Here is a 24,655-nt window from a genome sequence, read left to right as displayed (position 1 = left end):
TCATGAAAGTTATACATTTTGTTCCGACACTAACGATTTTATATGGCATCTGTGCATTTGGACAGGCTTCAGCTCTCTCAACTCCGCCAACGCAAGTGGTTTACCGTTTTGACGATCACCGCTTTCTCGAACTCAACGGCTTTAACTGTGAGGGCGGACTTACTTATACGGATACGAAAAAAAATATTCATTCCGTAATTTATGAAAACTCCGATCGTTATCGTGTCTATACAAAGACTTTTATCCATCCTTCAGAGCGTTACATTGTTATTCCTGAGTATGAAGACCAGAGCACTTTCACTGTGTCGAAGGATTTTGGGAAGACATGGGAAGCAGCTCGCTACTCTCCGGGAGGAGGTGCTGATCCATACGGTAAACGCATTCCTTCGCGCACAGACAAGTCTGGTGTCACGTATGTTGCAGGAGAAGGTAACTCTCCCCTTTATGACGATATTTTATCCTTAACGGTTGTCAACGACCAAGGCTTTATCCTCAACAAATGGGGCGATATTTATATGAGCTCCAAACCATTTGATGACCAGAGACTTCAGCCTGGAGGAAGTGGCATCAATTATGTTTATGAAGGTAGAAAACATCATCTTAATGCTCAAGATAACGGGACAGGAAACAACAGTTATTGGGGTAAAGATTATATGTCCTGGGCTTCAGTACAAATGCCGAAACCATGGAAAACATTTGCTTATCAAACAAACTTCCAGGGGATTCCCAACAAATTACCTGAAGTTAAAAACTACAATGGGTGGGATAAGATGCGCTGTAACCCCGATTTAGGATTACCTGCATCGGAGCAGGGAAAATGAGACGGGTGATCATACTTTCAGCCTTCACGGCACTTAGTGCATGCCAAGCCGCTCAACAGCCGCCTCCAACACAAGTGGTTTACCGTTTTGACGATAACCGCTTTCTCGAACTCACCGGTTTTAACTGTGAAGGGGGACTTACTTATACGGATACGAAAAGAAATATTCATACCCAAATTTATGAGAACTCTGATAACTATCGGGTATATACCAAGACATTCATACACCCTTCTGAACGGTACATAGTGATACCTGTTTACGGCGAAAGCGGAAGTCTCACCATATCGAAAGATTACGGCCAGTCATGGGAAGGCGCGCGTTTTTCTCCCGGTGCAGGTGCGGACCCTTACGGAAAACGTATTCCTGCAAGAAAGGGAAGAAATGGAATTGATTTAGTCGCAGGCGAGGCTGACTCTCCAACTTACGATGATATTGTTTCTTTTACTGTCATCAATGATCAGGGTTTTATGCTGACAAAATGGGGCGATATTTATATGAGCTCCAAACCATTTGATGAACCCAATACGCATGGAGGTAAGTGGGGGAAAGACTACCTTTCACTGGACGCAATTCAGAACTACCGTTCAACATTTGCTGACAGAAAGAACTTCCAAAATTTACCTACAAAGGTTCCAGCCATCAAAAATTACACAGGCTGGGACAAAATGCGCTGTAACCCTGATTTAGGATTTGAATAGACCCGGGTTTCGTAGACACTTTTTTGCCTCATAATGGAGGCCTAATGAAGGAGTGTTTATGTCAGTCAAAACGTTCACTGAAGAATTCAAAATTGAAGCCGTAAAACAGATCACTGAGCAGGGGTACCCTGTATCTGAGGTCTCCTCTCGACTTGGTGTATCCACTAATAGTCTTTACGCCTGGGTTAAGCGCTACCAGAAGCCCGAGCCGCAGCGTAAGCAGGACGATGCACTTCAGCATGAAGTAAAGCGCCTCAGGCAAGAACTTAAGCGAGTAACTGAAGAGCGGGATATCTTAAAAAAGGCCGCCGCGTACTTTGCAAGAACGTCAGGCTGAAGTACGCCTTCATTAAAAAAATGTCGTCCTTTTATGCTGTACGCAGGTTATGCCTGGTTCTTGGCCTCCATCACAGCGGTTATTACCAGTGGCTAAAGCGGCCTAAATCTTTGCGTACCCGGCAAGATGAACGGCAAACAGGCTTGATTAAACAACTGTGGCTTGAAAGCGGTACGGTTTACGGCTATCGAAAAATCTGGCTCGATATGAAAGATCTGGGTGAATGCGTCGGACGTAACAGGATCGCGCGCCTGATGAGGCTCGCTGAACTAGCATCTCAGACTGGATACCGAAAACGACTCTATTACGGTGGCGGAAAGCCTTCTTTTGCCAGTCCAAATTACCTTGAACGCCAGTTCGTTGTCCCAACCCCAAATACGCATTGGGTGAGTGACATGACTTATATAAGGACGCATGAGGGTTGGCTGTATCTGGCTGTTGTTCTTGATCTCTTCTCACGCCGGGTTATCGGCTGGAGCATGGGCGCACGAATGACCGCTGAGTTAGTAATGGATGCATTATTGATGGCGGTATGGCGACGTAAACCAACGGCAGAAGTATTAATCCATTCAGATCAGGGCTCTCAATATACGAGCGAAAGATGTCAGCATTTTATGACAGCTCACAATTTAAAAAGCAGCATGAGTCGTCGGGGTAATTGCCATGACAACGCAGTGGCAGAAAGCTTTTTCCAGTTGCTAAAACGGGAACGCATAAAGAAACGGATCTATAAAAATAGGGAAGAAGCGAAGGCGGATATCTTCGATTATGTCGAGATGTTTTATAATGCTAAACGCCGCCACAGTGCCTGTGAGGATCAAGCCCCTGCAGTTTATGAAAGTGCCTGGTTCATGAGGCACGGAACAGTCTAGGAAACTAGGGTCTATTCATGATGACCAGAGACTTCAGCCTGGAGGAAGTGGTATTGATTATGTTTATGAAGGTACAAAACATCATCTTAATACTCAAGATAATGGGACAGGAAACAACAGTTATTGGGGTAAAAATTATCTTTCCTGGGCTTCAGTACAAATGCCAAAACCATGGCAAACATCTGCTTATCAAACAAACTTCCAAGGGATTACCAACAAAATTCCTGAAGTTAAAAACTACAACGGTTGGGATAAGATGCGCTGTAACCCCGATTTAGGATTACCTGCTTCGGAACAGGGTAAATAATGAATTTCAATAAAGACACGTTTCAGTTCCGTTTGGGAGCTAATTTGAAACGTTGGTTTGTTCTTATCGCCTCTGCTTACCCCTGGATCGTCATTCTGTTACTCACGATACATTTAGTTGGGGAAGGCGATAATGGGGGCGCTCTGGGTGTTGTCTCAGTGTTTGTGTTTACGCTTGTTATTTTATCTATTGTGAATGTTGTTATTAGCCTGTTGTTTATCATCCTCATCGAGCAAACGCTAAAACAACGAATAATTGCAGGGTTTAAAATTAACTCTGTATCAAGCATATGGATTTTATTCTTGGTTGTTATTCCGGTTTTATAAAATAGGAAAGGAGTCCTTTATGCGCGGAGTCATTCGCTTAGGCGATCCCCATACCCACGGCGGCAAAGTCAGCTCAGCGTCAGGTGCCATCTTTGAGGGTAAACCGGTTATGTTAGCCGGTGATACCGTCAGCTGCTCTCAGCATGGCACTGTACCGGTAAATCAGGGGCATCCGACCTGGAAAATGAACGGCAAAGCTGTGATTGTTGACGGTTGTGTTGCGCAGTGTGGTTGCATTCTCAAAACAACTCTGCCTAATGCCGGAGCGCTATGATGAACTGGAGCCTCCCGGATATGGACCGCAAAAACCTGCCCAAATTTCCTGCCTGGTGGTGGTGGCTGGCGATACCGTCAGCATGTGTCACACTCGCTGCTATCGCGTTGTTTTTCACCTGGCCGGTTCAGCGTGGATTTACCAATCTGCAATTTTGGTTCTGGCTGTTGCTGCTGCCGTTATTGGCCTCCACTGCGGTGATGGCCTTTGTGCTCAGTGCTGCATTGCAGGCAAGTCGTCAGACTGAATGGCGACATCTGTTTATTGACCGCAAGCATGCCCACTGGCAGCACTGGGGACGGAGGTCTCTGCGACTGGTGGCATTCCACTGCCTGACGCCTGAATCCGACGTGGCCAGTCGCACCCTCGGCCTGGAGGGTATGCCGCCGCAGGCGCCGTCTAAGCCCGAAGATATTATGCTGACCGTCCCGGTCTTGATTGGTGAATCACCACTCAAAAGTGTCATCATCCAAACGCTGACGCCAATGCACAGCGCCTTACGTGCTCTGCCCGCCGTGGAGATATGGCTTTATGGTAATGTCGACGAAAAGCAGGCGGTCCCGGCCCTAGAGCATTACTGGAATCAACAGCTTAACAAGCGAATTAATCCTGAGAATATCCACCTGCAGGATAAGGTTCCTGACGCCACATTACTGCATACCTGGTGTGATGAAGACATTTCCATCCCGCGTCTGCTGATTGCCCTGCATTTGCTTGACGGCAAAAGCCAGGCCAGTGCCAGCAGCTCCGCCCTGCTCTTCCAGAGGTCTTCCGGGCCGGTGATAAAAGCCCCGCCTTTCCGCCCGGTATACCTGTTCCGCCCGCTGGTGACACAGTCGCACGACCTCGATGCGGACTTCCCGCGATTTCTTGCCGCCGGTCAAACCGAGGCCAAACGTCTGAGCCATTTGTGGGATGCCGGGCTGCACAGCCGCGAGCGCGGCGCCCTGCTGGCCTTACTGGATGAACACGACGTGATGCTGCCGGCCCAGGGGCGTCACGATCTGTCCCTGTTGTTAGGCCCTGCGAGTCCGGCCTCCTTCTGGCTTGCCCTGTGCCTCGCGGCGCAGGGATGCGATTTAGGCCAGCGCGGCCAGCTGGTCGCCGCACAGTCCGGGGAGTCCATCAGCCTGGTTCAGCTCAGCACCCAGCCTGCTGCTCCCGTGGACATGCCTGTCGATACGATTTCACGCTATCCGCTGGCCTATCTGTCGGGAATTGTGGCTGTGATGCTGGCCCTGATATTACTCCCCGCCGACCGTGATACGCAGATGGGCATGCTGCCCTGGCTGGGCGGCGGACTGGTGGTGGTCGCGGCCTTACTCAGTTTCTCTGTCCCTCTGGCACTGCGCTTATGGCGTAAGCGGCTCGATGTGGAATGGCACCTGCTGGAACAACAACGTCATGACTAAAAGCCTTCACCTGATGCTGGTGGTGATGCTCGCCCTGGCACTGAGCCTCTTGTGGCTGAACGCGGACGGGGAAACCCTCACCCACGGCGTGGCCTGGTGGGCAACCGGCGTCATCCTGCTGAGCTATTTTCTGCTGGCCCGCTACGCCTTCGCCCTGGAATTGCTCGATTTTAACCGCCCGCCCGAGGCACAGGACGACGCGCGCATCACGGCGTTTGATACCCTGCGTTTCACCCTGCGTCACCGCTATGGCTGGCACTGGAAGCACAAACAGCCGTGGCTTTTGGTCACCGGTGAGGCGGCGGTGGTGGAGAAAATCGCCCCCGGCCTGACGCAGGCGTTCTGGCAGGAAAGCCAGAATGCCGTCCTTATCTGGTGTGGTGAGGCCGATGCGCTGGATTTAGCCGCCGTGACGCAGCTGCGCAACATGCGCGGGCGCCGCGTCTTTAACGCCGTGCTGTGGGTCACCGATGTGACGGCTGAACCACAATACCTGTGGACTACGCAGCCGGTGCCTAATCAGACGCTACCGGCGGACAACAGCGACGCCGTCTATCGGCAGTTTATCGCGCTCGGGCGCACCCTCAGCTGGCGTCCGCCGGTGTTTGCCGTGTGCCTGAGTGAACCGCAGTGGGAACAGGACGACCGCCCGGTGCAGAGTATCGGCTGTCACTGGCCGGCTGGCACGCCGGTCTCACTTGATGACCAGCTCAGTCAGCTTGCCGCCACGCTCATTCCACAGGGCATTGCGCAGCTGAACGAGAACAAACACTGGGCCTGGCTGCTGCAGCTGTCAGGGGATCTGAAACACCACACCGGCGCGTTGCTCAGGCAGCGTTTTCAGCCGTGGCTCGGTGAGCATCAGCGCGTGCTGGCCGGCGGCATCTTCTTTATGCCTGCTGCCCCTGAATCGGCTTCTGTTCAGCAACACTCCCACGCCTGCTATTTATCCCCCGCCTGGAACGGCGTTATCGCGCAAAGCCGGACGCAGCAGGGTCGCCGCGACCATCTGTCCACCGGTGACAAGCTGGCCATCGGCACGCTGATGCTGGCGGGGCTGTGGGTGCTCGGCATGGGAATATCTGCCTGTGCCAACCGCACGCTTATCGCCGACAGCCAGGCGCTGCTGCAGGCGACCCGCACGCCGGCCCCGATGTCCGACACGCTGACCCGCAGCGTCGCCCTGCAGGACAACATTGACCGCCTGCTGTGGTGGCAACAAAACGGTTCGCCGTGGCTGCACCGCTTTGGCCTTGATCAGCGCGATGCGGTGATTGAAGCACTGTGGCCCGCCTATACCCGTCAAAGTCAGACGCTGCTGATAACGCCTATGGTTAACGCGCTGAAAGACCGGCTGCAGGCGTTTGTGTCACTGCCGCCGGGCTCTGCCGAACGACGTCTGGCCGGGAAAGTGGCCTATCAGCAACTAAAAGCCTACCTGATGCTGCTGCATCCTGAACACGCCGACCCGGCCTTTATGCAGCCGGTGCTGTCTCCTCTGTGGACGGCGCCGGGCGGCGTGGCGCCCGGAGAATGGCTGGCCCGTTCGGACAAGCTGCTCGGCTTTTACCTGCAGCAGCTGCCGCGCCATCCGCAGTGGAAGTTGCCTGCCGATGACCAACTGGTGGCCAACGTACGTACCATCCTGCGCAGCCAGAAAGGTATCAGTAACAGCGAAAACGCGCTGTATCAGCAGGTGTTGCTGAGCGTGTCGCCGCACTATGCCGACGTCACGCTCGACAGCCTGCTTGGAGAGTCTGCCGGCGGTCAGCTGTTCTCCACCGATAACACCCTGCCCGGCATGTTCACCCGTGAAGCCTGGGAGGGGGAAGTCAGCGACGCGATTGATAAAGCGGCGGCGGCACGCCACGTCACCTCTGACTGGGTGCTGGATGATAAAGGCGAACAGCAGCTGCTGACCAAAGACCAGCTGCAGTTCCGCCTGACCGAACGCTACTTTGCCGATTACACCAGCGCCTGGCTCAATTTCCTCAACAGCATCCGCTGGAACACCAGCGACTCGCTGAGCACCTCCCTCGATCAGCTGACCCAGCTGGCCGATGCCCGTCAGTCACCGCTGCTGGCCCTGAGCCGCACCCTACGCTATCAGGGCGCCGCCGGTCAGCACCGTGAAGCGATGGGGGATTCCCTGCTGAAATCGGCGCAAAAACTGGTGTCGAAAACCACGCCGGAAGCCGGATTTGCCGGCGGGCGCAATGACCCGACTCGCGTGCTGAGCGAGACCTTCGCCCCGCTGCTGGCCGTGTTACCGCCGGAAACACCAACGGCTGGCGACGCGCCTGCCGCACAGAATACCGCCGGCGTTTCCCTCAGCAACTACCTGCTGCAGGTGTCACAAACGCGATTACAGCTGATGCAGGTGGCCAATGCCTCCGACCCGCAGGCGATGGCACAAAGCCTGGTCAAATCTGCCTTCAGCAATGTTGACACCACGCTGTCGCAGGGGCGCCACTACGCACAGCTTCTGGCGGCCAGCCTTGGCGGAGAGTGGAGCAGCTTTGCCGATGCCGCGTTTATTCAGCCGCTGGAACAGGCGTGGAACGGCGTGATGACTCCGGCGCAGCACGGGATCAACAGTGCATGGCAGGTTCAGGTGCAGAATCCGTGGCAGGCGGAATTTGCCGGACGTTACCCGTTCGATAACACCAAAAACGACGCCGACTTCACCCAGCTGGCTCACTACCTGACGCCGGATACCGGTCTGATTGACCAGTTTATTACCCAGCAGCTGGCCGGCGTGCTGGAAAAGCAGGGTGACAGCTGGGTACCTGACCCGCTCAACACCCAGGGAATGAGTATCAACCCGGACTTCCTCAGCGCGGTTAACCAGCTAAGCCAGCTCGGCCGCCGCGTCTTCCCTCAGGGTAAACCCGGCGTGACCTTTGAGCTGCAGATCCGCCCGACCCGCAACGTGGTCGAAACCGATCTGCAGATAGATGACGCCATCATGAAGTACTTTAACCAGATGCCGGGCTGGCAGACGTTCCGCTGGCCAGACGCCGCCAGCGATCATCCGCAGGTATCCCTGACGTACTCACCGGTCGCGGCATCAGGAAAAAGCGCCGACGCCTTCCAGAACTATTTTCAGGCGGACGGCGGCTGGGCCTGGCTGCGTTTACTCGATAAGGCACAGGTCGAACAGCTCGACAGCAGCCGCTATCGCCTGAGCTGGCAAACCGCCACCAGAGAGACGCTGAACGTGGTGTTACGCACCCAAAGCGGCGGCGGCCCGCTGGAGCTGCTTACCCTGCGCCGCTTTAAGCTGCCGGCCCAAATATTTACCTCTCCGGGCATGGCTACGGACAATGCGGAGGACGCAACGCGCCATGACGTCCAATAATTTCCAGCGAATAAGACGCGGCACCGCGCTGTTTTTACTGCCTTTACTGATAAGCAGCTGCGGCCTGACGCAGCGCGTGGGCAACGGCGCCTCTGCGGTCGCAGAGGCCGTGTTCTACCGTAAAATAGATACTCTGCATCTGAAACTGACCTCCCGCGCCGCGCTCAACAGTAACGAAGGTGGCGAGGCGCTGCCGACGGTGGTGCGCGTTTATCAGCTCAAAGATCGTAAAACCTTTGATACGGCCAGCTACGCCGCCCTGCTCAAACAGGACAACACCGTGCTGGCCGCTGACCTGCTCGACCGGCAGGTTGTCCAGGTAATGCCGGACGCAGAGGCGACGGTGGCCGTGCCGCTGCATGCCGACGCAAAGTTTGTCGCCGTGGTGGCCCTCTTTATGGCACCGGATGTCACAAACAACACCTGGCGGCTGGTTCTCGAACGTAATGACCTCGATGACAGTAAAGACCGGATCGTTGAGCTCAATGACAACCGGCTGCAGCTCAGGAAAAATCAGTAATGGAAGACGATTTCTTAAAATATTTTGACGGCGAAATGCGCTACCTGAAGGAAGCCGGACTGGAGTTTGCGAAAGAATTCCCGGAACTGGGGCGCGCACTGGGATTAGACGGCAGTCCGGTACCGCGCGATGATTCGGTCGAACGGCTGTTTCAGGGCTTTTCTCTGATGATGGCGAAACTGCGTCAGAAGATAGATGACGATATTCCCGAGCTGACCGAGCCGCTGCTCTCGCACCTGCTGCCGGTGATCAACCGCACCCTGCCCTCCACCGCGATTGTCGAACTGACCCCGGCGCCGCCGGAGCTGCATGTGCGCGAAGAGGTATTGCCCGCTGAGAGTGATCTGTTAACCCGGCCGTCGGGTAACGCCCGTCAGCGTTGTATCTACCGCACGACCCGCGACCTGACGGTTCATCCTTTTGCCCTCGATAGCGTCTCGTTATTCACCCTGCAGGAAGGCCAGCAGGCGCTGAAACTACGCTTTACCCTGCCCGCCCTTACGGAAATCCGCCGCGCCGACTGGCAGAACATCAGCCTGTATCTCAACGGCGACCGCGTGCTGCAGTCGGCGCTGTATCTGGCCCTCAGCCGTCAGGTGAAGCGGGTGAACGTGCGCTTCTGGCAGGAATCGACCGAGCTGACGCCGGTGGACGTGCAATTTTTGCCGCGCTGGCAGGCAGAAAACGACGCCTCGCTTTGGCCGGAGAGCGACAGCCCGGCACTGTGCGGCGAGGTGCGCCCGTGGCTGGAGTATTTCACTTCCCCCGAACGTTATTTCTTTATGCAGCTGCGCGGGCTGGAAAACCTGACCTTTCCGCCTGACACCACCTCGTTTGATATCGAGGTGACGCTCAGCGAACGCTGGCCGTACGATCTGGCCGTACCGACGGATGCCATCCGCATGCATTGCGTGCCGGTGATCAACCTGTTCCGCCTGCTGGCCCAGCCGCTGTCCGTGACCGCCGCGGTCAGTGATTACCGCCTGCGTCCGCATCGCCTCAGCGACGGCCACACCGAAATCTATGCAGTCAATGACGTCGCGGAAGTGACCGAGGACAACACTGAGTTCAGCTATGTGCCCTACAGCCAGTTTCGTCAGAAAGGCGGCATGCTCCAGTATAAGAAAAACTGGCCCGACCGTTATTACCACACCCGCATGTACCGGGGGACTTCCGGGCTGAACGAGACCATTTTAATGCTCGGAGGCCGCACTCACGAAGAGCAGAACGGCCTGAAAATGCGGCTGAACATGACCTGCACCAACGGCGCCTGGCCGCGCATGGCGTTGCAGGAGAGCGTCTTTGACGGTGAAACGGCCCTGGGTAATCTTGAGCTGAAGTGCGCGACCCGCACACGCCCCTCCATGCCGTATTACCCACCGACAACTGAGCTTTATCAATGGCAAATACTGTCACTGCTGCATCCGCAGGCTATCGCCGGTCTGATGGAAATCGACACGCTGCGTCACGCGCTCAGCCTGCTGGACTGGACGCATGACCCGGACAACGCGCGGCGTATTGCGGGCATTACGCACGTTGAATATAAGCCGTCTCACTACCCCGCCGAAGGCTGGCACGGCGTGGCCATCCGCGTGACATTGGATGAACATCAGTTCTGTGGTCAGGGCGATGCATTGCTGTTTTGCGAAATTCTGGAGCAGTTCTACACCCAGTACGCCGATATCCGCCGGTTCACACAGCTGACGGTGACGCTCAGTCAGTCCGGGACGCAATGGGCATGGCCGGAACGACGCTTAACCCGGATTTTATTCTGATGATGAAAGATAACGAAAAGCGCCTGAAAGAATTCTGGCAAGACAGTGAAGGCAACGACCGGGCATATGCGTTTAACTTCTACCGTTTCTGCCAGTTGCTGGAGAAACAACTCTCGGATAACAAACCGATCGGCAGCACCTTCTCGCCGAAAAACGACGCGGTGCGTTTTCGTCCGCATCCGGGGATGGGATTCCCGGTCAGCGAGCTAAAAGCGGTGGAGACGAATGCAGAACGCCCGGACGCGCCGCCGACGGTGCGCACCACCTTTATGGGGCTGTACGGCGTGGATTCGCCGCTCCCGACCAGTTATATCGATGACATCACCCAGCGGCGCGAAGGCCATGAAGCGATGGAAGCCTTTTTAGACATCTTCAACCACCGGATGATGACGCAGTTCTACCGCATCTGGCGAAAGTACAATTATCCCGCCACCTTTGAAGACGGCGGTACCGACAAAACGTCGCGCAGCCTGATGGCCCTGACCGGTATCACCGACAGCGGCGACGTGCCCGCCTCGCGGTTACTGGCGTTACTTCAACCGCTGGTCAGAACCACCCGCACAGCGGAAGGCATAGTCAGCGTGATCCGCACGCAGGCTCCCAACACTCGCGTCATTGTTAAACCGCATAAGGTCACGCGGATGCCCGCCGGAAAACGGGCAAGGTTCTCTTTTTCAGAACAACAACGGCTGGGGGATCATCTGGTACTTGGCAGCATGTCATCCGATGCCAACTACTGCATTGGCGTGGAGATGTTTACAGAAGATCCGGTGGAAGCCAAAAGCTGGTTACCCGGCGGCCAACTGCGCGAGGATGTGTTTACACTACTACGCGTGTACCTGGGGTGTGATTACGATGCCAGCCTGACACTCACTATTCCTATGAAACTGGCTCCGTTGCCACGTCTCGGCGACCCTTGGTTACTGATGGGATATAACGTCGTAATGGGTTTACGTGAGGATAATCTGGAAGAAATGCCTGAGCGGGTGAAAATGAAACTGGGGCAAATCCGCAGTAAATAGGTGATGAGGCAGAAGCTGCCTCACACCCATCACATTTGATGCATCATGTTGTATACTCATCACCGACGGTTTCTTCTCTACTCCGGGTGCGCGCACTCTATTGCTACGGTGAACATTTGAATTATCCCATCAGCTCGATTAACCACGCCTACCTGGGCAGCAGCGTGTATGCCACGCTGCGCGAAGCCCTGATTACCGGCCGTCTGAAACCTAACGATCGTCTGCGCATCCGCGAACTGGCTGAGCAGGTGGGCACCAGCGTCACGCCGGTGCGTGATGCGATTTTACAGCTGGCAAAAGAGCAGGCGCTGGAAATGCGCACGCCAAAAGATATCCGCGTGCCGCAGCTTGATGAGCAGCAATATCACGAAATTCGTACGTTGCGCCTCGAGCTGGAAGGCCTCGGCGCGGAGAAAGCGGCGCAGTCGGTGACCGTCTATGAGTTAGAGCGCATTACGCAAAACATTGAGGCCAACCGCAACGCCATCAGCAACGAAGATTTACCCGAAGCCCTGCGCCTGAACAGCGAGTTTCATCTGATGCTGGCAGAAAGTGCGCGGATGCCGTTGCTGAGTAATTTTATCGATAGCTTATGGATGCGCACCGGCCCGTTAATTGCTCAGGCTTACGTCCATTTTTCCCAGCGTATGGCTATCGAGCATCATCAGGAGATTTTGCTGGCGTTGCGTAAAGGTGATGGCGCGGCGGCGAAGCGGGCGATTCAGGAAGATATTCTCGACGGCAGCCAGAAAATGGTCGAATTCCTGGCGGCCAGTCGTGAAGGGTTTGAGTAACAGCACCGCGATCAGCGAGCTGATTTAGCGGTTACAACAGATCTCCGTAAGGCATGTGGTGCTCGGAAAGCATTCCTGTGAGCACCACATTGGCGGTACGCGTACCCTGTAAACGGTCATACATTTTGTACATTTTCTGCAAACCATTATCGACAGCGTGGATCACCGTTGGCGTAAACACATCCTCATTCCAGCGAATTATCATTCCGCCTGTATTTGGATCGAAAATAAAGATTTCATCGCCGGTACCATAAAATGCGATGCCCATATGATTCATCGGATATGTGCTGCGTTTTAAATAGGCGCAATTATCTCTGCGCTTGTTAATTTCTCCGACAGATAAAACCAGTAATACCAGACCACATCCCCTTACAAAGGGTTTCTCGGGAAGAATACATCGCGAATATTGGCTTTGCAGATGAAAAATTCTTTGACGAAAATCCTGAAACCCTGGTGGGATTGTATTATCTAAAATATTCCCCGACGCCCGTACCGCACTCAGATACTCCTCAGCGTAATCAAATACTTGCCTGGGCGTCAGGGATGTGTCTTCCCCGTCAGCGCAATCAAGAATATGCGACACCAGAGCCACACTGAGCCCGCAGCAAAATCCCCCCTGAGTTTGTAATTCGGACTGACGGCAGCGAAAACGATTAAACTCCTGAACAGACATTTCTCTCTCCTTTTAAAAATATACATTCACACAATTATTTTTATTCATTGGCAACATAGCTAAAACATATAGCTAAATAAGAAAAACTGAATAAGGAATACTTCATTAACTTATTCCAGAGAAGTTATTATACAGAAAATAATGGAATTATTATTTTCATCTCAGATATTTTTTGAGGCAGATCCCGCACAGGGAATAATGAATGAGTTGATAAACTCATCCATTTTAACTTTTCCCGAACGTTGCAAAGGCGACTTATTGCGCAGGATCATGGGCGGCTTCCCCGAGGACCTCTGCCAGCGTTTCCAGCAGCAGCGCCGCGTGCTCCGGTTGAAAGACCAGCGGCGGACGTATTTTCAGTACGTTGGCCGACGGGCCGGTCGCGCTGATTAAAATCTGTTTACGCCGCATCGCGTTGACCACGTACGCGGCCTGTTCCGGTGCCGGGGTGTTGCGCTGATCGCTCACCAGTTCCACGCCGATGAACAGCCCATCGCCGCGCACATCGCCGATCATCGGATAACGCGCTGCCAGTTTTTGCAATCCTTCGCGCAACAATGCGCCGGTTGTCTGCGCGTTTTGCTGCAACGCCTCACGCCGTAACACCTGCAAAACCGCATGCGCCGCCCGGCATGACACCGGATTGCCGCCGAAGGTATTGAAATAACGCTGACGACGGCCAAACTCCGCGAAGAGTTCCGGTCGGCCAACCAGTCCGGCCACCGGATGCCCGTTACCCATCGGTTTGCCGAGGCTGATCAGATCGGGAAGCACGCCGTAGCGGGCAAATCCCCAGCGCGAACTGCCGGTGCGGCCAAAGCCCGGCTGGACCTCATCGGCGATGAATAATCCTCCCGCGGCGCGCACCTGTGCCACAGCGCGCTGTATCTCCTGCGGCGGCGGACTGAATATTCCGTCGCTGGAAAAAATGGTGTCCAGCAGCAGCGCCGCCGGTTTTACGCCGGCCTGCTTCATTTCCTCCAGCGCCCTTTCCACACCCGCGCCGAACGCGCCCGGATGACGGAAGGTGTCAGGTGCGTCAATCAGCCAGACAGTGTTTCCCTGCATAAATCCTTCGCCGAGCGAAGGCGACAGTTCAGCCAGCGCGCTGGTGACGCCGTGATACGCCCAGCGGGTCACCAGAATGCCCTGCCCGCCGGTGACCAGTCGTGCAACGCGCAGCGCCAGATCGTTGGCTTCGCTGCCGGTGCAGGTCATGGTCAGGCTGCGCAACTCTGGTGGAAACTCGGTCAGAAAATCTTCGGCAAACTCGACGATGGCATCGCTCAGATAGCGGGTATGTATGTTGAGCTGCGCGGCCTGTGCCGCAATCGCCTCAACCACCGCCGGATGACAATGCCCCACCGACGCCACGTTATTGTACGCATCGAGATAACGACGGCCTTCGCTGTCATACAGCCAGACACCCTCTGCACGCACCACGTGCAGCGGCTCCTGATAAAACAAACGATAACCGCCGCCAAGCCACTGCTGGCGGCCTTCTGAAATCTGTTGCTGAGTCAGCATCCGCTGGCCTCCCGTTACATCAGTGATGAAGTGCAGGACTGACGGAAAATCGCGTCTGTCTGCGTAAAGGGTTGTTGCATCAGCCGTGAAAGGCTGCGCCACGCATGCGTCTGATTGCGCAGAATATAGTCACGGTTCAGCGGATAAAGTACCGCACGGTGCTGGGCGATCAGCAAACTCAGCGCCAGCCGCGATGCCACCAGTTCCGGCAACAGCTGAAGTTCAGCGTCGGTCAGGGGCTGCCGGGCGGTGTAGGCAGCAATCAGCGGGCGGCAATACAGAAACAGGTCGTCCCCGTTGCTGTCCAGCTGATAGGCCAGAGCGGTCGCCAGTTCATTGATAAGCGGAGCGTGAAGAGCATCGCCGAAATCGATGATACCGGCGATCCGCTGCGCATCGGCGCTGCACACCAGCACGTTGTGCGTGTTCAAATCGTTGTGGATCACCTGTCTGCGCAGCAAAGGGCTGGCAGGAACCACCTTTTGCTGATGCGTTTGCAGTACCCGCGCGATTGTGCGGCGTTGCTCCGCGTCGGTCAGGTGCGGCACCCAGCCCTGCATCCGTGACAAATCTGTGATATCCCACAGCAAATTGCGGTGCGCGCCCGCATGTTCAAAATCACTCAGCGCGATATCCAGACGCGCCAGCGTATCGCCCAGCGCCAGCATCAGTTTTTTGGATCGCGGCACCTGATACTGCGCCGTACCCGGCAGATAACTGACCGCGCGCAGGGTGAGATTTTGCCCGCTGACGTTCACCTGTGGCGTGAGCTCTCCGCCGCGACTCTCCTGCAACCGGGGAACCGGCAACGCGCTGTCGCGCAGCGCCAGATGACTGAGGATGGCCGTCTGAAAATCTACCTCGGCAGGCACTTCCGCCGGGTTAACAAAACGCAGCATGTATGCCCGGCCTGAAAGCGTGGTCAGGCAAAAATTGCTGTCGCGTTCGCCGCCGAGGATCTCCGCCGTGCCTTCCAGCCCGTAAACCTGCACCGCAATTTTCTCTGCCTGCAACGGCGTTACGCGCGGGACTTCTGTGGTCAGCAGTGAAGACGTCTCAGACATGTTGACCGCCGTTGACGTGGATCTCCGCCCCGTTGACGTAAGAAGCGCCGGAGGTGCAGAGGAAATAGATCAATGACGCCACTTCCTCCGCTTTGCCCAGACGCTGCAACGGCACGCTGCGTTCCACAATCTCTTGTGTGCCGGGCGAGAGGATCGAGGTATCAATTTCGCCGGGTGCGATAGCGTTTACGCGCACGCCGTGAGGCCCGAACTCGTGCGCCATCTCGCGGGTCAGCGTCGAGAGCGCCGCTTTAGAACAGGCGTAAGCCACACCGGCAAACGGATGCACTTTGCTGCCGGCAATCGAGGTGACATTGATGATGCTGCCCTGCGCCGCTTTTAGCTCATCGAACAGGCCGGTGGCCAGCATCGCGGTGGAGAAAAGATTGACGTTAAACACTTTCAGCCAGGTGGCGTAATCACTGTCGAGCACGCCGAGGCGACCGCCGGTGGCCGTTTTGGGTGACATCCCGGCGTTGTCTACCAGCGCATCCAGCCTGCCGCCGAGACGTTCTTTGATCATCGGCAGGGCATTCTGCACGCTGTCGATATCTTCCAGATCCAGATGAATATGGTTCAGAAAACCTTCTGCCCACGGACATTCATCCACCCAGTTCTGGCGCGAGGCCGTAAAAATCCGCCAGCCCGCCGCGTAAAAATGTTTGACCGTCGCGTGTCCGATACCCCGGCTCGCGCCGGTCAGTAACAATGTCTTTTTTTCGGTCATGGTGATTGCCTCGGTTGTTTTTGATATTTGATGCATCAGGAATAATCAAAAAAAGAGGACCTGTAAAGTCCTCTGATGAAAAAGTGGCTTAATGCGTGGCGCCGGAGTGACGCAGACGCTCGCCGCGACGGCGCAGCAGTTCCATCACCACCAGTAAAATCAGTGAGGCGCCTACCATCAGTGACGCCGCAGCGGCTATGGTCGGATCGAGATTTTCCCGGATTCCGGCGAACATCTGGATAGGGAGCGTTCTCTGGCGCGGGCTGGCGAGGAACAGTGTCACCACCACTTCATCGAACGACGCGGCAAACGCAAACAGCGCACCGGAGAACACGCCGGGAGCGATAAGCGGCAGGGTCACTTTGCGAAAAACGGTCAGCGGCGAAGCCCCCAGACTGGCTGCGGCCCGGGAGAGATTACGGTCGTAGTTTTTGAGAATCGCCGTGACGGTGATCACCACAAAAGGCACGCCGAGCATGGCGTGGGCCAGCACCAGCCCGAGGTAGCTGTTGAGCAGCGAAATACGTGCAAAAAAGAAGAACATGCCGACCGCGATGATCACCACCGGCGCAATCATCGGCGAAATCAGGACAGCCATCACCAGTGATTTACCGCGAAACTCACCGCGCACCAGCCCGACCGAGGCCAGAACGCCCAGCACCGTCGCCAGAAGGGTCGCCAGCGGCGCAATCAGCAGACTGTTCCCCAGCGAACTCAGCCATTCATCCGAATGAAAAAAGGTGTGGTACCAGCGCAGCGAAAATCCGGTGAGCGGATAGCTGAGAAAAGACCCGGCATTAAACGACAGCGGCACGATGATCAGCACCGGCACAATCAGAAACAGCAGGATCGCCGCGCTGTAGAAGTTGAAAAACCAGCGCCACAAACGCAGCAACAATGCCCCTTTCTGTCTCATTTGATGTTTCATTTTCGGGCTCCTTTAATGCGCGGCAACTTCCGCTTTGGTGCGCGTGACGCGGATATAAACGATGTACAGCAACACCACAATCACCAGCAACTGTGTGCCCAGCGCCGCGGCCATTCCCCAGTTCATCGTGCTGTTGGTAAAGAATGCCACAAAGTAGCTGACCATCTGATCGCCCGGCCCGCCGAGCAGCGCGGGAGTGATGTAGTAACCAATCGCCATCATAAACACCAGCAATGCGCCTGCGGTGACACCGGCATAGGTTTGCGGCACATACACCCGCCAGAAAGCAGAAAACGGATGCGCGCCCAGCGAAATCGCCGCCCGCACATAGTTAGGTGAAATGCCTTTCATCACCGCATATAAAGGCAGCACGATAAACGGCAGCATGATGTGGGTCATCGAGATGTAAACGCCCAGCCGGTTAAAAACCATGACCAGCGGCTGATCGATAATGCCGGTGCCAAGCAGTGCGCGGTTGATAAGCCCGCCGGACTGCAACAGCACAATCCAGCTGGCGGTGCGCACAATCAGCGACGTCCAGAAAGGCAGCAGCACCAAAATCATCAGTAAATTGGCGCGCCCGGCGGGCTGTTTTGCCAGCCAGTAGGCCAGCGGATACCCGAGCAGCACGCAGCACAACGTCACGACCAGCGCCATCCACAGCGTTCTGAGCAGCACATTGACGTACAGCGCCTGATCCGCAGGCAGCGCAACGATGTGTCCGGTATCGACATCGACCTTGCGGTCAAACGCTGACAACAAATAGAGAGAGGTGACGGGTTTTGCCGCACGCCGAAGGGTCTGCCAGGTGCTGACTTCGCCCCACAAAGGCAGGCTTTGGATCAGCGTTTCGCGCACCGCGGTGCTGCCTGCGGGTACATGGCGTAACGTGCCGGTGATCAGGCTGCGGTAGCGGTTATCTTCATAGCTTAAACGTTTGGCAATCGCCGCCATTTGTCCGCTGCTGCGGGCGTTGCGCAGGTCAGACACCAGGGCGTTGAATGTCGCTTCGTCGGGCACGCTGTTGCCATCCCAGCGCGATAACTGCGTCACCGTGCCCGGCAGGGTTTCCCCCAGTTCGGGGTTGGTGACGCTTTTCACTAAAATCGACGCAATCGGAAACAGAAAGCTGACGATCACAAACAGCAGTAAAGGTGCAATCAGCAGTAAAGAGCGGCGGGTGTAAGCGGCCTCTGTTTTTCGCAGACGTTGACGCAAGGTCGGGCCCGATGTCCCGGCGTCCGGCACCGGTGTTATCAGCATGTCGGTTTGGCTCATATTTTTCTCCCGCAGCGGGTGTTCTGATGTCGTGTTTCACAGGTGCTGAGCACAAGAGAGTGCGGGCTGAATCACCACAGCGAGTCTCGCCGGTTCAGCCCGATCAATGAAGGGGAGTTATTTCGCAGCCCAGGCGTTGAATCGTTGCTCGAGATCTTCTCCGTGTTCGATCCAGAACTGAGTATCCACCTGCAATGCGCCTGCCAGGTTTTTCTCAGCCGTCGGGAGATTCTGCGCGTATTTTGCATCGATCATGCCGGTGACGGATTTTTCAGTCGGGCCGTAAGGAATGGTTTCGGCAAAGACTTTCTGATTCTCAGGCTTGTTGGCAAAGGCGATAAACTGTTCGGCCAGCTCTTTGTGTTTCGAGCCTTTGACGATCGCCCAGCTGTCCAGATCGTACAGGCTGTTTTCCCAGACCATTTTGAAGTCATGCCCTTCAGCCTGTGCGGCGCTGACGCGGCCATTATAGGCCGAGCTCATGACCACATCGCCGGACACCAGCCACTGCAACGGCTGAGCACCGGATTCCCACCACTGAATATTGGGTTTGATTTGGTCGAGTTTTTTGAAGGCACGTTCCACACCGGCCGGGGTGGCCAGCACGTTATAGATGTCTGCGCGCTTGACGCCGTCGGCCAGCAGCGCAATTTCCAGCGTAAATTTGGCACTTTTGCGCAGTGCGCGTTTACCCGGAAAATCTTTCACATCCCAGAAATCCGCCCAGCTGGTTGGCGCTTTTTTCAGTTTGCTGGCGTCATAAGTCAGTACCGTTGACCACAGGAAGATACCCGCGCCGCATTCGGTGACCGCGCCCGGTACGTACTGTGTTTTATCGCCGAGTTTGTTCCAGTCCAGAGGTTCAAACAGACCTTCATCACAGCCGCGGATAAGCTCCGGGCTTTCGACTTCCACCACATCCCAGCCGACCTGTCCGGTTTCGACCATGGCACGAATGCGCGCCATTTCACCGTTATATTCGCCCGGTTCGATGGTGCCCTTTCCGGCAGCGGCGAAGGGTTTGTAAAACGCTTTATCCTGCGCGTCCTTATTCAGGCCGCCAAATGAGATCACGGTCAGAGATTCGGCCTGAGCCTGAAAAAACATACCGGCGAGGAGAGTGGTCAGTGCAATCTTCTTAAACATGCTGTGACTCCTGGTTAACTTAAAAAGTGCGGAAAGCGCTAAAGTAAACGGCGTGTTAAAATATGATGCATCATATTTTATTATGAAGCATAAACCATGCCATTCCTGTGGAGTCTGCCCGTGCGGCCTTACGCGCGAGGCGCAATGCCGTACGGACAGGCTTTGTTGAGGCAATTTGTATTTTTTTTGCGCCTCATGACCACTCAGTTTCTTTTTATTGTTAAACCTTGCACAGCTTGTGTGCATCACTGCACGTTATCTGAACCTTTATCTGCGGCGTGGTGACGGATTACTCCGCCAGCTCGATGCACAGATATTTCATTTCCATATAATCGTCCATGCCGTGACGTGACCCCTCACGCCCCAGCCCGGACTGTTTGATCCCCCCGAACGGTGCCACTTCGTTTGAAATCAGTCCGGTATTAATACCGACCATGCCATATTCCAGCGCTTCCGGAACCCGCCACTGGCGCGCCGCATCACGGGTGAAAAGATAAGCGGCCAGCCCGAACTCCGTATCGTTAGCCATCGCCACAGCCTGCGCTTCGTCAGTAAAACTGAACACCGGCGCGACCGGGCCGAAGGTTTCTTCACGGGCAAATTTCATCGCTGATGTCACATTGCCGATCACCGTCGGCTGGAAGAAGGTTCCGCCCAGCGCGTGCGGTTCGCCGCCGGTCAGCAGCGTGGCACCTTGCGATAAGGCATCGGCAATGTGTTCCCGCACTTTCGCAATGGCATCATGATCGATGAGCGGGCCTTGCGTAACGCCGGGCTCAGTGCCGTCGCCGACCTTCAGCTTTTGCACTTCTTCCACCAGCCTGGCGACCAGCGCAGGGTAAATCCCCTGCTGGACATAAATACGGTTGGCGCAGACACAAGTTTGCCCGCTGTTGCGGAATTTGGACGCCATGATCCCCGCCACGGCGCGCTCCAGATTGGCGTCATCGAAGACGATAAACGGTGCATTTCCGCCAAGCTCAAGCGAGAGTTTCTTCACCGTCTGCGCGCTTTGCGCCATCAGAATGCGCCCCACTTCCGTCGAACCGGTAAAGCTGAGTTTGCGCACCACCGGGCTGTCGCACAGCACTTTCCCGACATCGCGCGCTGAACCGGTGATCACCTGCAACACTCCGGCCGGAATACCCGCCTCAATCGCCAGTTGTCCGAGTGCCAGCGCGCTCAGCGGCGTCTGTTCCGCCGGTTTGACGATCATCGTGCAGCCTGCGGCCAGCGCCGGTGCGGCTTTACGGGTGATCATCGCCGCCGGGAAATTCCACGGGGTGATCGCCGCGCACACGCCAATCGGCTGTTTCAGCACCAGCATACGTTGCGAGGCCTGAACAGGTGCCAGCACGCTGCCTTCGATGCGCTTCGCTTCCTCAGCAAACCATTCGATAAACGACGCGGCGTAGACGATTTCGCCCCGCGCCTCGGCAAGGGATTTGCCCTGTTCTGCGGTCAGCAACGCGGCCAGATCGTCGGCGTGCTCCACCATCAGTTGCGCCCATTTCTGCATCAGTGCGGCGCGCTGTTTGCCGGTTTTCTCACGCCAGCCAATCTGCGCCTGCTCTGCGTAAACAATCGCCTGCGCCGTTTGCGCCGGGGTAATTTGTGGCACGCTGGCGATCACCGCACCGGTGGCCGGATTGATGACGTCTTCACGTTCGCCGTTTTCGCTGTCCAGCCAGTCGCCGTTGATCAGGCATTGCTGGCGCAGCAACCTGTGATGTTTCAGTTGCATAGGTTCCCTCAGTCAGCCAGTACGCGGGACAAAATCGCCAGTGCGGCTTTGAACTGAGCGTCGGGAATGGTCAGCGGATACAGGAAGCGGATCACGTTACCGTGTACGCCGCAGCTCAGCATCAGCAAACCGGCATCCAGCGCTTTGCGCAGATACTGTTTGGTCAGTTCAGGCGAAGGTTTTCCGGTGGCCGGATCGTTAAATTCAGCCGCCACCATAGAGCCGCGCGCACGCACGTCCACCAGCGCCGGGCAGCTGGCTTTGGCTTTTTCCAATACCTCAACCAGTTCAGCACCGAGACGGTTAGCACGATCGCACAACTTTTCTTCTTCAATGATATCCAGCACAGCCAGCGCAGACGCCACCGCCAGCGGGTTACCGGCATAGGTCCCGCCGAGGCCGCCGGGTTCAGGCGCATCCATCAGCTCAGCCCGGCCGGTGACACCGGAAATCGGCATCCCGCCACCCAGGCTTTTCGCCATGGTGACTAAATCCGGTTTAGCGTCGCCGTAATATTCCATCGCAAACATTTTGCCGGTGCGCGCAAAGCCGCTTTGCACTTCGTCGGCGATCAGCACGATGCCGTGACGGTCACACAGCGCGCGCAATCCTTTGACGAATTCTTCCGGTGCGATGTTGAAACCGCCCTCGCCCTGTACCGGTTCAAACACTATTGCGGCGACCTGCTGCGGGCTGATGTCACTGCGGAAAATACGTTCGATGCTCTCCAGTGCCGCTTCTGTGCTGACACCGTGCTGCGCATTGGGGAACTGCGCGTGGAATACTGACGCCGGGAAAGGCCCGAAGCCCACTTTGTACGGCACCACTTTTCCGGTCAGCGCCATCGTCAGCAGGGTGCGGCCATGAAACGCGCCGGAGAACGTAATGATGCCAGGACGGCCGGTGGCTGCGCGGGCAATCTTCACCGCGTTTTCTACCGCTTCAGCGCCGGTGGAGAAAAAGGTGGTTTTGGCTTTTCCAGCCACCGGAGAAATGGCGTTGATGCGCTCTGCCAGCGTGACAAAGCTGGCGTAAGGCACAATCTGATAGGCCGTATGCGTGAACTGATCGAGCTGTTTGCGGATGGCATCCACAATTTTCGGGTGACGGTGGCCGGTATTGAGCACGGCGATCCCCGCTGTAAAATCGATGTACTCCCTGCCCTCTTCATCCCACAGCGTGGCATTTTCTGCTTTCGCTGCGTAGAAATCACACATGACGCCGACACCGCGTGGTGTCGCTTCTTTACGGCGTTTTTCCAGTTCGCTGTGACTCATCTCTTGCTCCTGCCTGAAGGCTGATATTTTGTAGGTTACGGGTAAAGGACATGTGAAATTTGTTATCCGCCCTTGTTTTTTATCCTGTCAGCGGCCCTATAATCCAGAACCAGTTCTGTTTATTTCGAGGATCCACTTTTGCGCACTCTGCTTTCTGACCTCATTTTGCAACGGCTAAACGGCATTTCAGCGGCCTTACCCGGCACCCTGAATAAACGGGTTTATCAGGCATTACAACAGGCTATCTTCGATGGCAGCATCAGCCCCGGCAGCCGTCTTCCTGCCTCCCGTGACCTTGCTAAAGAACTGGATATTTCGCGTAATACGGTGCTTGCCGCCTACGAACAACTGCAGGCCGAGGGATATATTCAGACCCGGACAGGCAGTGGGACGTTCGTCACCGCAGATTTACCGAAAGACGGCGTCATTGCCGATAAAGCGGCGACCCAATGTTCACCGGTTCGCAGCCACGTCACGCTCTCCCGGCGGGGGTCGCAACTGCTGACGCGCACCGGCGTAGCCTCACACCAGTGGGGCGCGTTCATGCCCGGCGTGCCGGATGTTACTCAGTTCCCGCATGATGTCTGGCGAAAATTGCAAAACCGCCTCAGCCGCCGGCTGCATCCTGAGTTTCTCACCTACTCCCGCCACGGTGGCTGCCCGCCCTTGCAGCAGGCGCTGGCCGACTACCTGCGCGTCGCACGCTCAGTCGACTGCACACCGGACCAGATCCTCATCACCGCAGGGACGCATCAGGCGCTGGATTTACTGGCGAAAATGCTGTGCGATCCCGGCGATGTGGCCTGGATTGAAGAGCCGAGTTACTGGGGGATTCGTAACGTATTGTCGGTGAATGGTGTGGAAACGCACCCGGTTGAGGTGGACGAGAACGGCATGAATCCGCCGGAATCCGCGCCGGAAAGCCGTGCGCCGAAGCTGATATGCGTGACACCGTCACATCACTATCCGCTGGGTTCGGTGATGAGCCTGGCGCGTCGACAGAAGATTCTCGCAATGGCGGCGCAGCAGGGAAGCTGGATCGTGGAAGATGATTACGACAGTGAGTTCCGTTATTCCGGCAGCCCGATCCCTGCGCTGCAGGGGCTAAGCAGTGATGCGCCAGTGATTTATATCGGCACTTTCAGTAAAACGCTGTATCCCGCCATGCGCATCAGCTATGTGGTTTTGCCCCGCCCTCTGGCATCGCGCCTTAAAATCGCGCATTCCGAGTTATACCGTGGCGGCAACGGGTTAACGCAGCTGACACTCGCCGAATTTATCAGTGATGGACATTACGCCGCCCATATCCGCCGGATGCGGCTGATTTACGGTAAACGTCGCAGCGCCCTGACCCGCCTGATCGAACAGGAACTAGGTCCGGAATTTGTGTGTGAAAACAGTAACGCCGGGCTGCATCTGATCCTCTCACTGCCCGACGCGATTGACGATGTGGCCTTAAGCGCCGAACTGGAACAAAAAAATGTGCTCACCCGACCGCTCTCCGCCTACTACCTGCGCCCCGCTCCGCGGCGGGGTCTGCTGCTGGGCTACGGGTGCGTTCCGGAAGAGGACATCGGGCCTGCTTTCGCACACATCGTTGACTGTCTTAAGCGCAGGCTGCAACGACAAGGTGCAACCCGGCATGGTGAGAAGGTGAAAACTGAACCGGACGCAAACTTGCCTGATCCTGCATAACGTCGTTGTGAACGTGCTAGCAAAAAGTATTCACATTTTAAAAATAGCAATAAAATTCATAAGCCTGCGAGATTTCT

The 24,655-nt window shown here is 55.9% G+C and carries 21 protein-coding genes and 1 pseudogene; 13 read left to right on the top strand and 9 right to left on the bottom strand.

What is annotated here, in order from left to right:
* The first annotated feature begins 2 nt into the window (after positions 1-2).
* The 12 genes and pseudogenes from ACQZQY_RS24215 to ACQZQY_RS24160 all read left to right on the top strand — a co-directional run bounded on the left by ACQZQY_RS24215 (position 3) and on the right by ACQZQY_RS24160 (position 12,519).
* Positions 3-821: a T6SS immunity protein Tli3 family protein gene (locus ACQZQY_RS24215; protein WP_431297428.1), complete on the top strand. Its 819-nt coding sequence runs from the start codon at positions 3-5 to the stop codon at positions 819-821.
* Positions 818-1,519: a T6SS immunity protein Tli3 family protein gene (locus ACQZQY_RS24210; RefSeq protein ID WP_431297427.1), complete on the top strand. Its 702-nt coding sequence runs from the start codon at positions 818-820 to the stop codon at positions 1,517-1,519. Before ACQZQY_RS24215 ends, ACQZQY_RS24210 begins: the two co-directional genes overlap by 4 nt.
* A 58-nt stretch (positions 1,520-1,577) precedes the next feature.
* A protein-coding gene (locus ACQZQY_RS24205) for an IS3 family transposase (protein WP_431295601.1) occupies positions 1,578-2,728 on the top strand; the annotation gives its coding sequence in 2 pieces (ribosomal slippage) (positions 1,578-1,812 and positions 1,812-2,728; 1,152 coding nt in all).
* 19 nt (positions 2,729-2,747) lie between these two features.
* Positions 2,748-3,035: pseudogene (locus ACQZQY_RS24200) on the top strand (T6SS immunity protein Tli3 family protein); the annotation flags it as partial.
* Entirely contained in the window at positions 3,035-3,361 is a 327-nt protein-coding gene (locus ACQZQY_RS24195) for a hypothetical protein (RefSeq protein WP_431297426.1), read from the top strand. The pseudogene ACQZQY_RS24200 and the gene ACQZQY_RS24195, both read left to right, overlap by 1 nt.
* Positions 3,362-3,380: 19 nt before the next feature.
* Complete coding sequence (locus tag ACQZQY_RS24190; protein WP_431297425.1) at positions 3,381-3,635, top strand: PAAR domain-containing protein; 255 nt, start codon at positions 3,381-3,383, stop codon at positions 3,633-3,635.
* Positions 3,632-5,047, top strand: a complete 1,416-nt coding sequence (locus tag ACQZQY_RS24185) for a hypothetical protein (RefSeq protein WP_431297424.1) — start codon at positions 3,632-3,634, stop codon at positions 5,045-5,047. Before ACQZQY_RS24190 ends, ACQZQY_RS24185 begins: the two co-directional genes overlap by 4 nt.
* Positions 5,040-8,408: an ImcF-related family protein gene (locus ACQZQY_RS24180; protein ID WP_431297423.1), complete on the top strand. Its 3,369-nt coding sequence runs from the start codon at positions 5,040-5,042 to the stop codon at positions 8,406-8,408. The genes ACQZQY_RS24185 and ACQZQY_RS24180 overlap by 8 nt, the downstream gene beginning before the upstream one ends.
* Complete coding sequence (gene tssJ, locus ACQZQY_RS24175; RefSeq protein WP_431297422.1) at positions 8,395-8,928, top strand: type VI secretion system lipoprotein TssJ; 534 nt, start codon at positions 8,395-8,397, stop codon at positions 8,926-8,928. Before ACQZQY_RS24180 ends, tssJ begins: the two co-directional genes overlap by 14 nt.
* The gene (gene tssF, locus ACQZQY_RS24170) at positions 8,928-10,703 is read left to right on the top strand and encodes a type VI secretion system baseplate subunit TssF (protein ID WP_431297421.1); all 1,776 of its coding nucleotides are present in this window, start codon (positions 8,928-8,930) and stop codon (positions 10,701-10,703) included. Before tssJ ends, tssF begins: the two co-directional genes overlap by 1 nt.
* Entirely contained in the window at positions 10,667-11,725 is a 1,059-nt protein-coding gene (gene tssG, locus ACQZQY_RS24165; protein WP_431297420.1) for a type VI secretion system baseplate subunit TssG, read from the top strand. The genes tssF and tssG overlap by 37 nt, the downstream gene beginning before the upstream one ends.
* 116 nt (positions 11,726-11,841) lie before the next feature.
* Positions 11,842-12,519: a GntR family transcriptional regulator gene (locus ACQZQY_RS24160; RefSeq protein WP_431297419.1), complete on the top strand. Its 678-nt coding sequence runs from the start codon at positions 11,842-11,844 to the stop codon at positions 12,517-12,519.
* A 31-nt stretch (positions 12,520-12,550) separates the two neighbouring features.
* Here the strand turns inward: ACQZQY_RS24160 and ACQZQY_RS24155 are convergent, their stop codons facing one another.
* The 9 genes from ACQZQY_RS24155 to ACQZQY_RS24115 all read right to left on the bottom strand — a co-directional run bounded on the left by ACQZQY_RS24155 (position 12,551) and on the right by ACQZQY_RS24115 (position 22,883).
* Complete coding sequence (locus ACQZQY_RS24155; protein WP_056779716.1) at positions 12,551-13,192, bottom strand: hypothetical protein; 642 nt, start codon at positions 13,190-13,192, stop codon at positions 12,551-12,553.
* A 255-nt stretch (positions 13,193-13,447) separates the two neighbouring features.
* The gene (locus ACQZQY_RS24150) at positions 13,448-14,719 is read right to left on the bottom strand and encodes an aspartate aminotransferase family protein (RefSeq protein WP_431297418.1); all 1,272 of its coding nucleotides are present in this window, start codon (positions 14,717-14,719) and stop codon (positions 13,448-13,450) included.
* A gap of 14 nt (positions 14,720-14,733) precedes the next feature.
* Positions 14,734-15,783, bottom strand: a complete 1,050-nt coding sequence (locus ACQZQY_RS24145) for a phosphotransferase (RefSeq protein ID WP_431297417.1) — start codon at positions 15,781-15,783, stop codon at positions 14,734-14,736.
* Positions 15,776-16,510 carry an SDR family NAD(P)-dependent oxidoreductase gene (locus ACQZQY_RS24140; protein ID WP_056779705.1) on the bottom strand — a complete coding sequence of 245 codons (735 nt, stop codon included), beginning with the start codon at positions 16,508-16,510 and terminating at the stop codon, positions 15,776-15,778. Before ACQZQY_RS24140 ends, ACQZQY_RS24145 begins: the two co-directional genes overlap by 8 nt.
* Before the next feature lie 88 nt (positions 16,511-16,598).
* Positions 16,599-17,426 (bottom strand): ABC transporter permease, encoded by an 828-nt coding sequence (locus ACQZQY_RS24135; protein WP_056780139.1) that lies wholly within the window; start codon positions 17,424-17,426, stop codon positions 16,599-16,601.
* A gap of 24 nt (positions 17,427-17,450) precedes the next feature.
* Entirely contained in the window at positions 17,451-18,716 is a 1,266-nt protein-coding gene (locus ACQZQY_RS24130) for an ABC transporter permease (RefSeq protein WP_431297416.1), read from the bottom strand.
* A 117-nt stretch (positions 18,717-18,833) separates the two neighbouring features.
* Positions 18,834-19,862 (bottom strand): extracellular solute-binding protein, encoded by a 1,029-nt coding sequence (locus ACQZQY_RS24125; protein ID WP_421671191.1) that lies wholly within the window; start codon positions 19,860-19,862, stop codon positions 18,834-18,836.
* Between the two features lie 289 nt (positions 19,863-20,151).
* Positions 20,152-21,606 carry an NAD-dependent succinate-semialdehyde dehydrogenase gene (locus ACQZQY_RS24120; protein WP_431297415.1) on the bottom strand — a complete coding sequence of 485 codons (1,455 nt, stop codon included), beginning with the start codon at positions 21,604-21,606 and terminating at the stop codon, positions 20,152-20,154.
* 8 nt (positions 21,607-21,614) lie between these two features.
* Positions 21,615-22,883 carry a 4-aminobutyrate--2-oxoglutarate transaminase gene (locus tag ACQZQY_RS24115; RefSeq protein WP_056779692.1) on the bottom strand — a complete coding sequence of 423 codons (1,269 nt, stop codon included), beginning with the start codon at positions 22,881-22,883 and terminating at the stop codon, positions 21,615-21,617.
* Positions 22,884-23,021: 138 nt separating this feature from the next.
* Here ACQZQY_RS24115 and ACQZQY_RS24110 point away from each other — a divergent pair, with 138 nt between their 5' ends.
* A complete protein-coding gene (locus ACQZQY_RS24110; RefSeq protein WP_431297414.1) occupies positions 23,022-24,578 on the top strand; it encodes a PLP-dependent aminotransferase family protein in 1,557 nt (518 codons plus the stop codon).
* The last annotated feature ends 77 nt before the right edge of the window (positions 24,579-24,655 follow it).

This window comes from Rahnella sp. PAMC25559 (assembly GCF_050632365.1).
Taxonomy (GTDB): Bacteria; Pseudomonadota; Gammaproteobacteria; order Enterobacterales; family Enterobacteriaceae; genus Rahnella; species Rahnella rivi.
The sequence above is the reverse complement of the archived record's forward strand: the minus strand, read 5'-3'. Positions and strand labels throughout refer to the sequence as shown.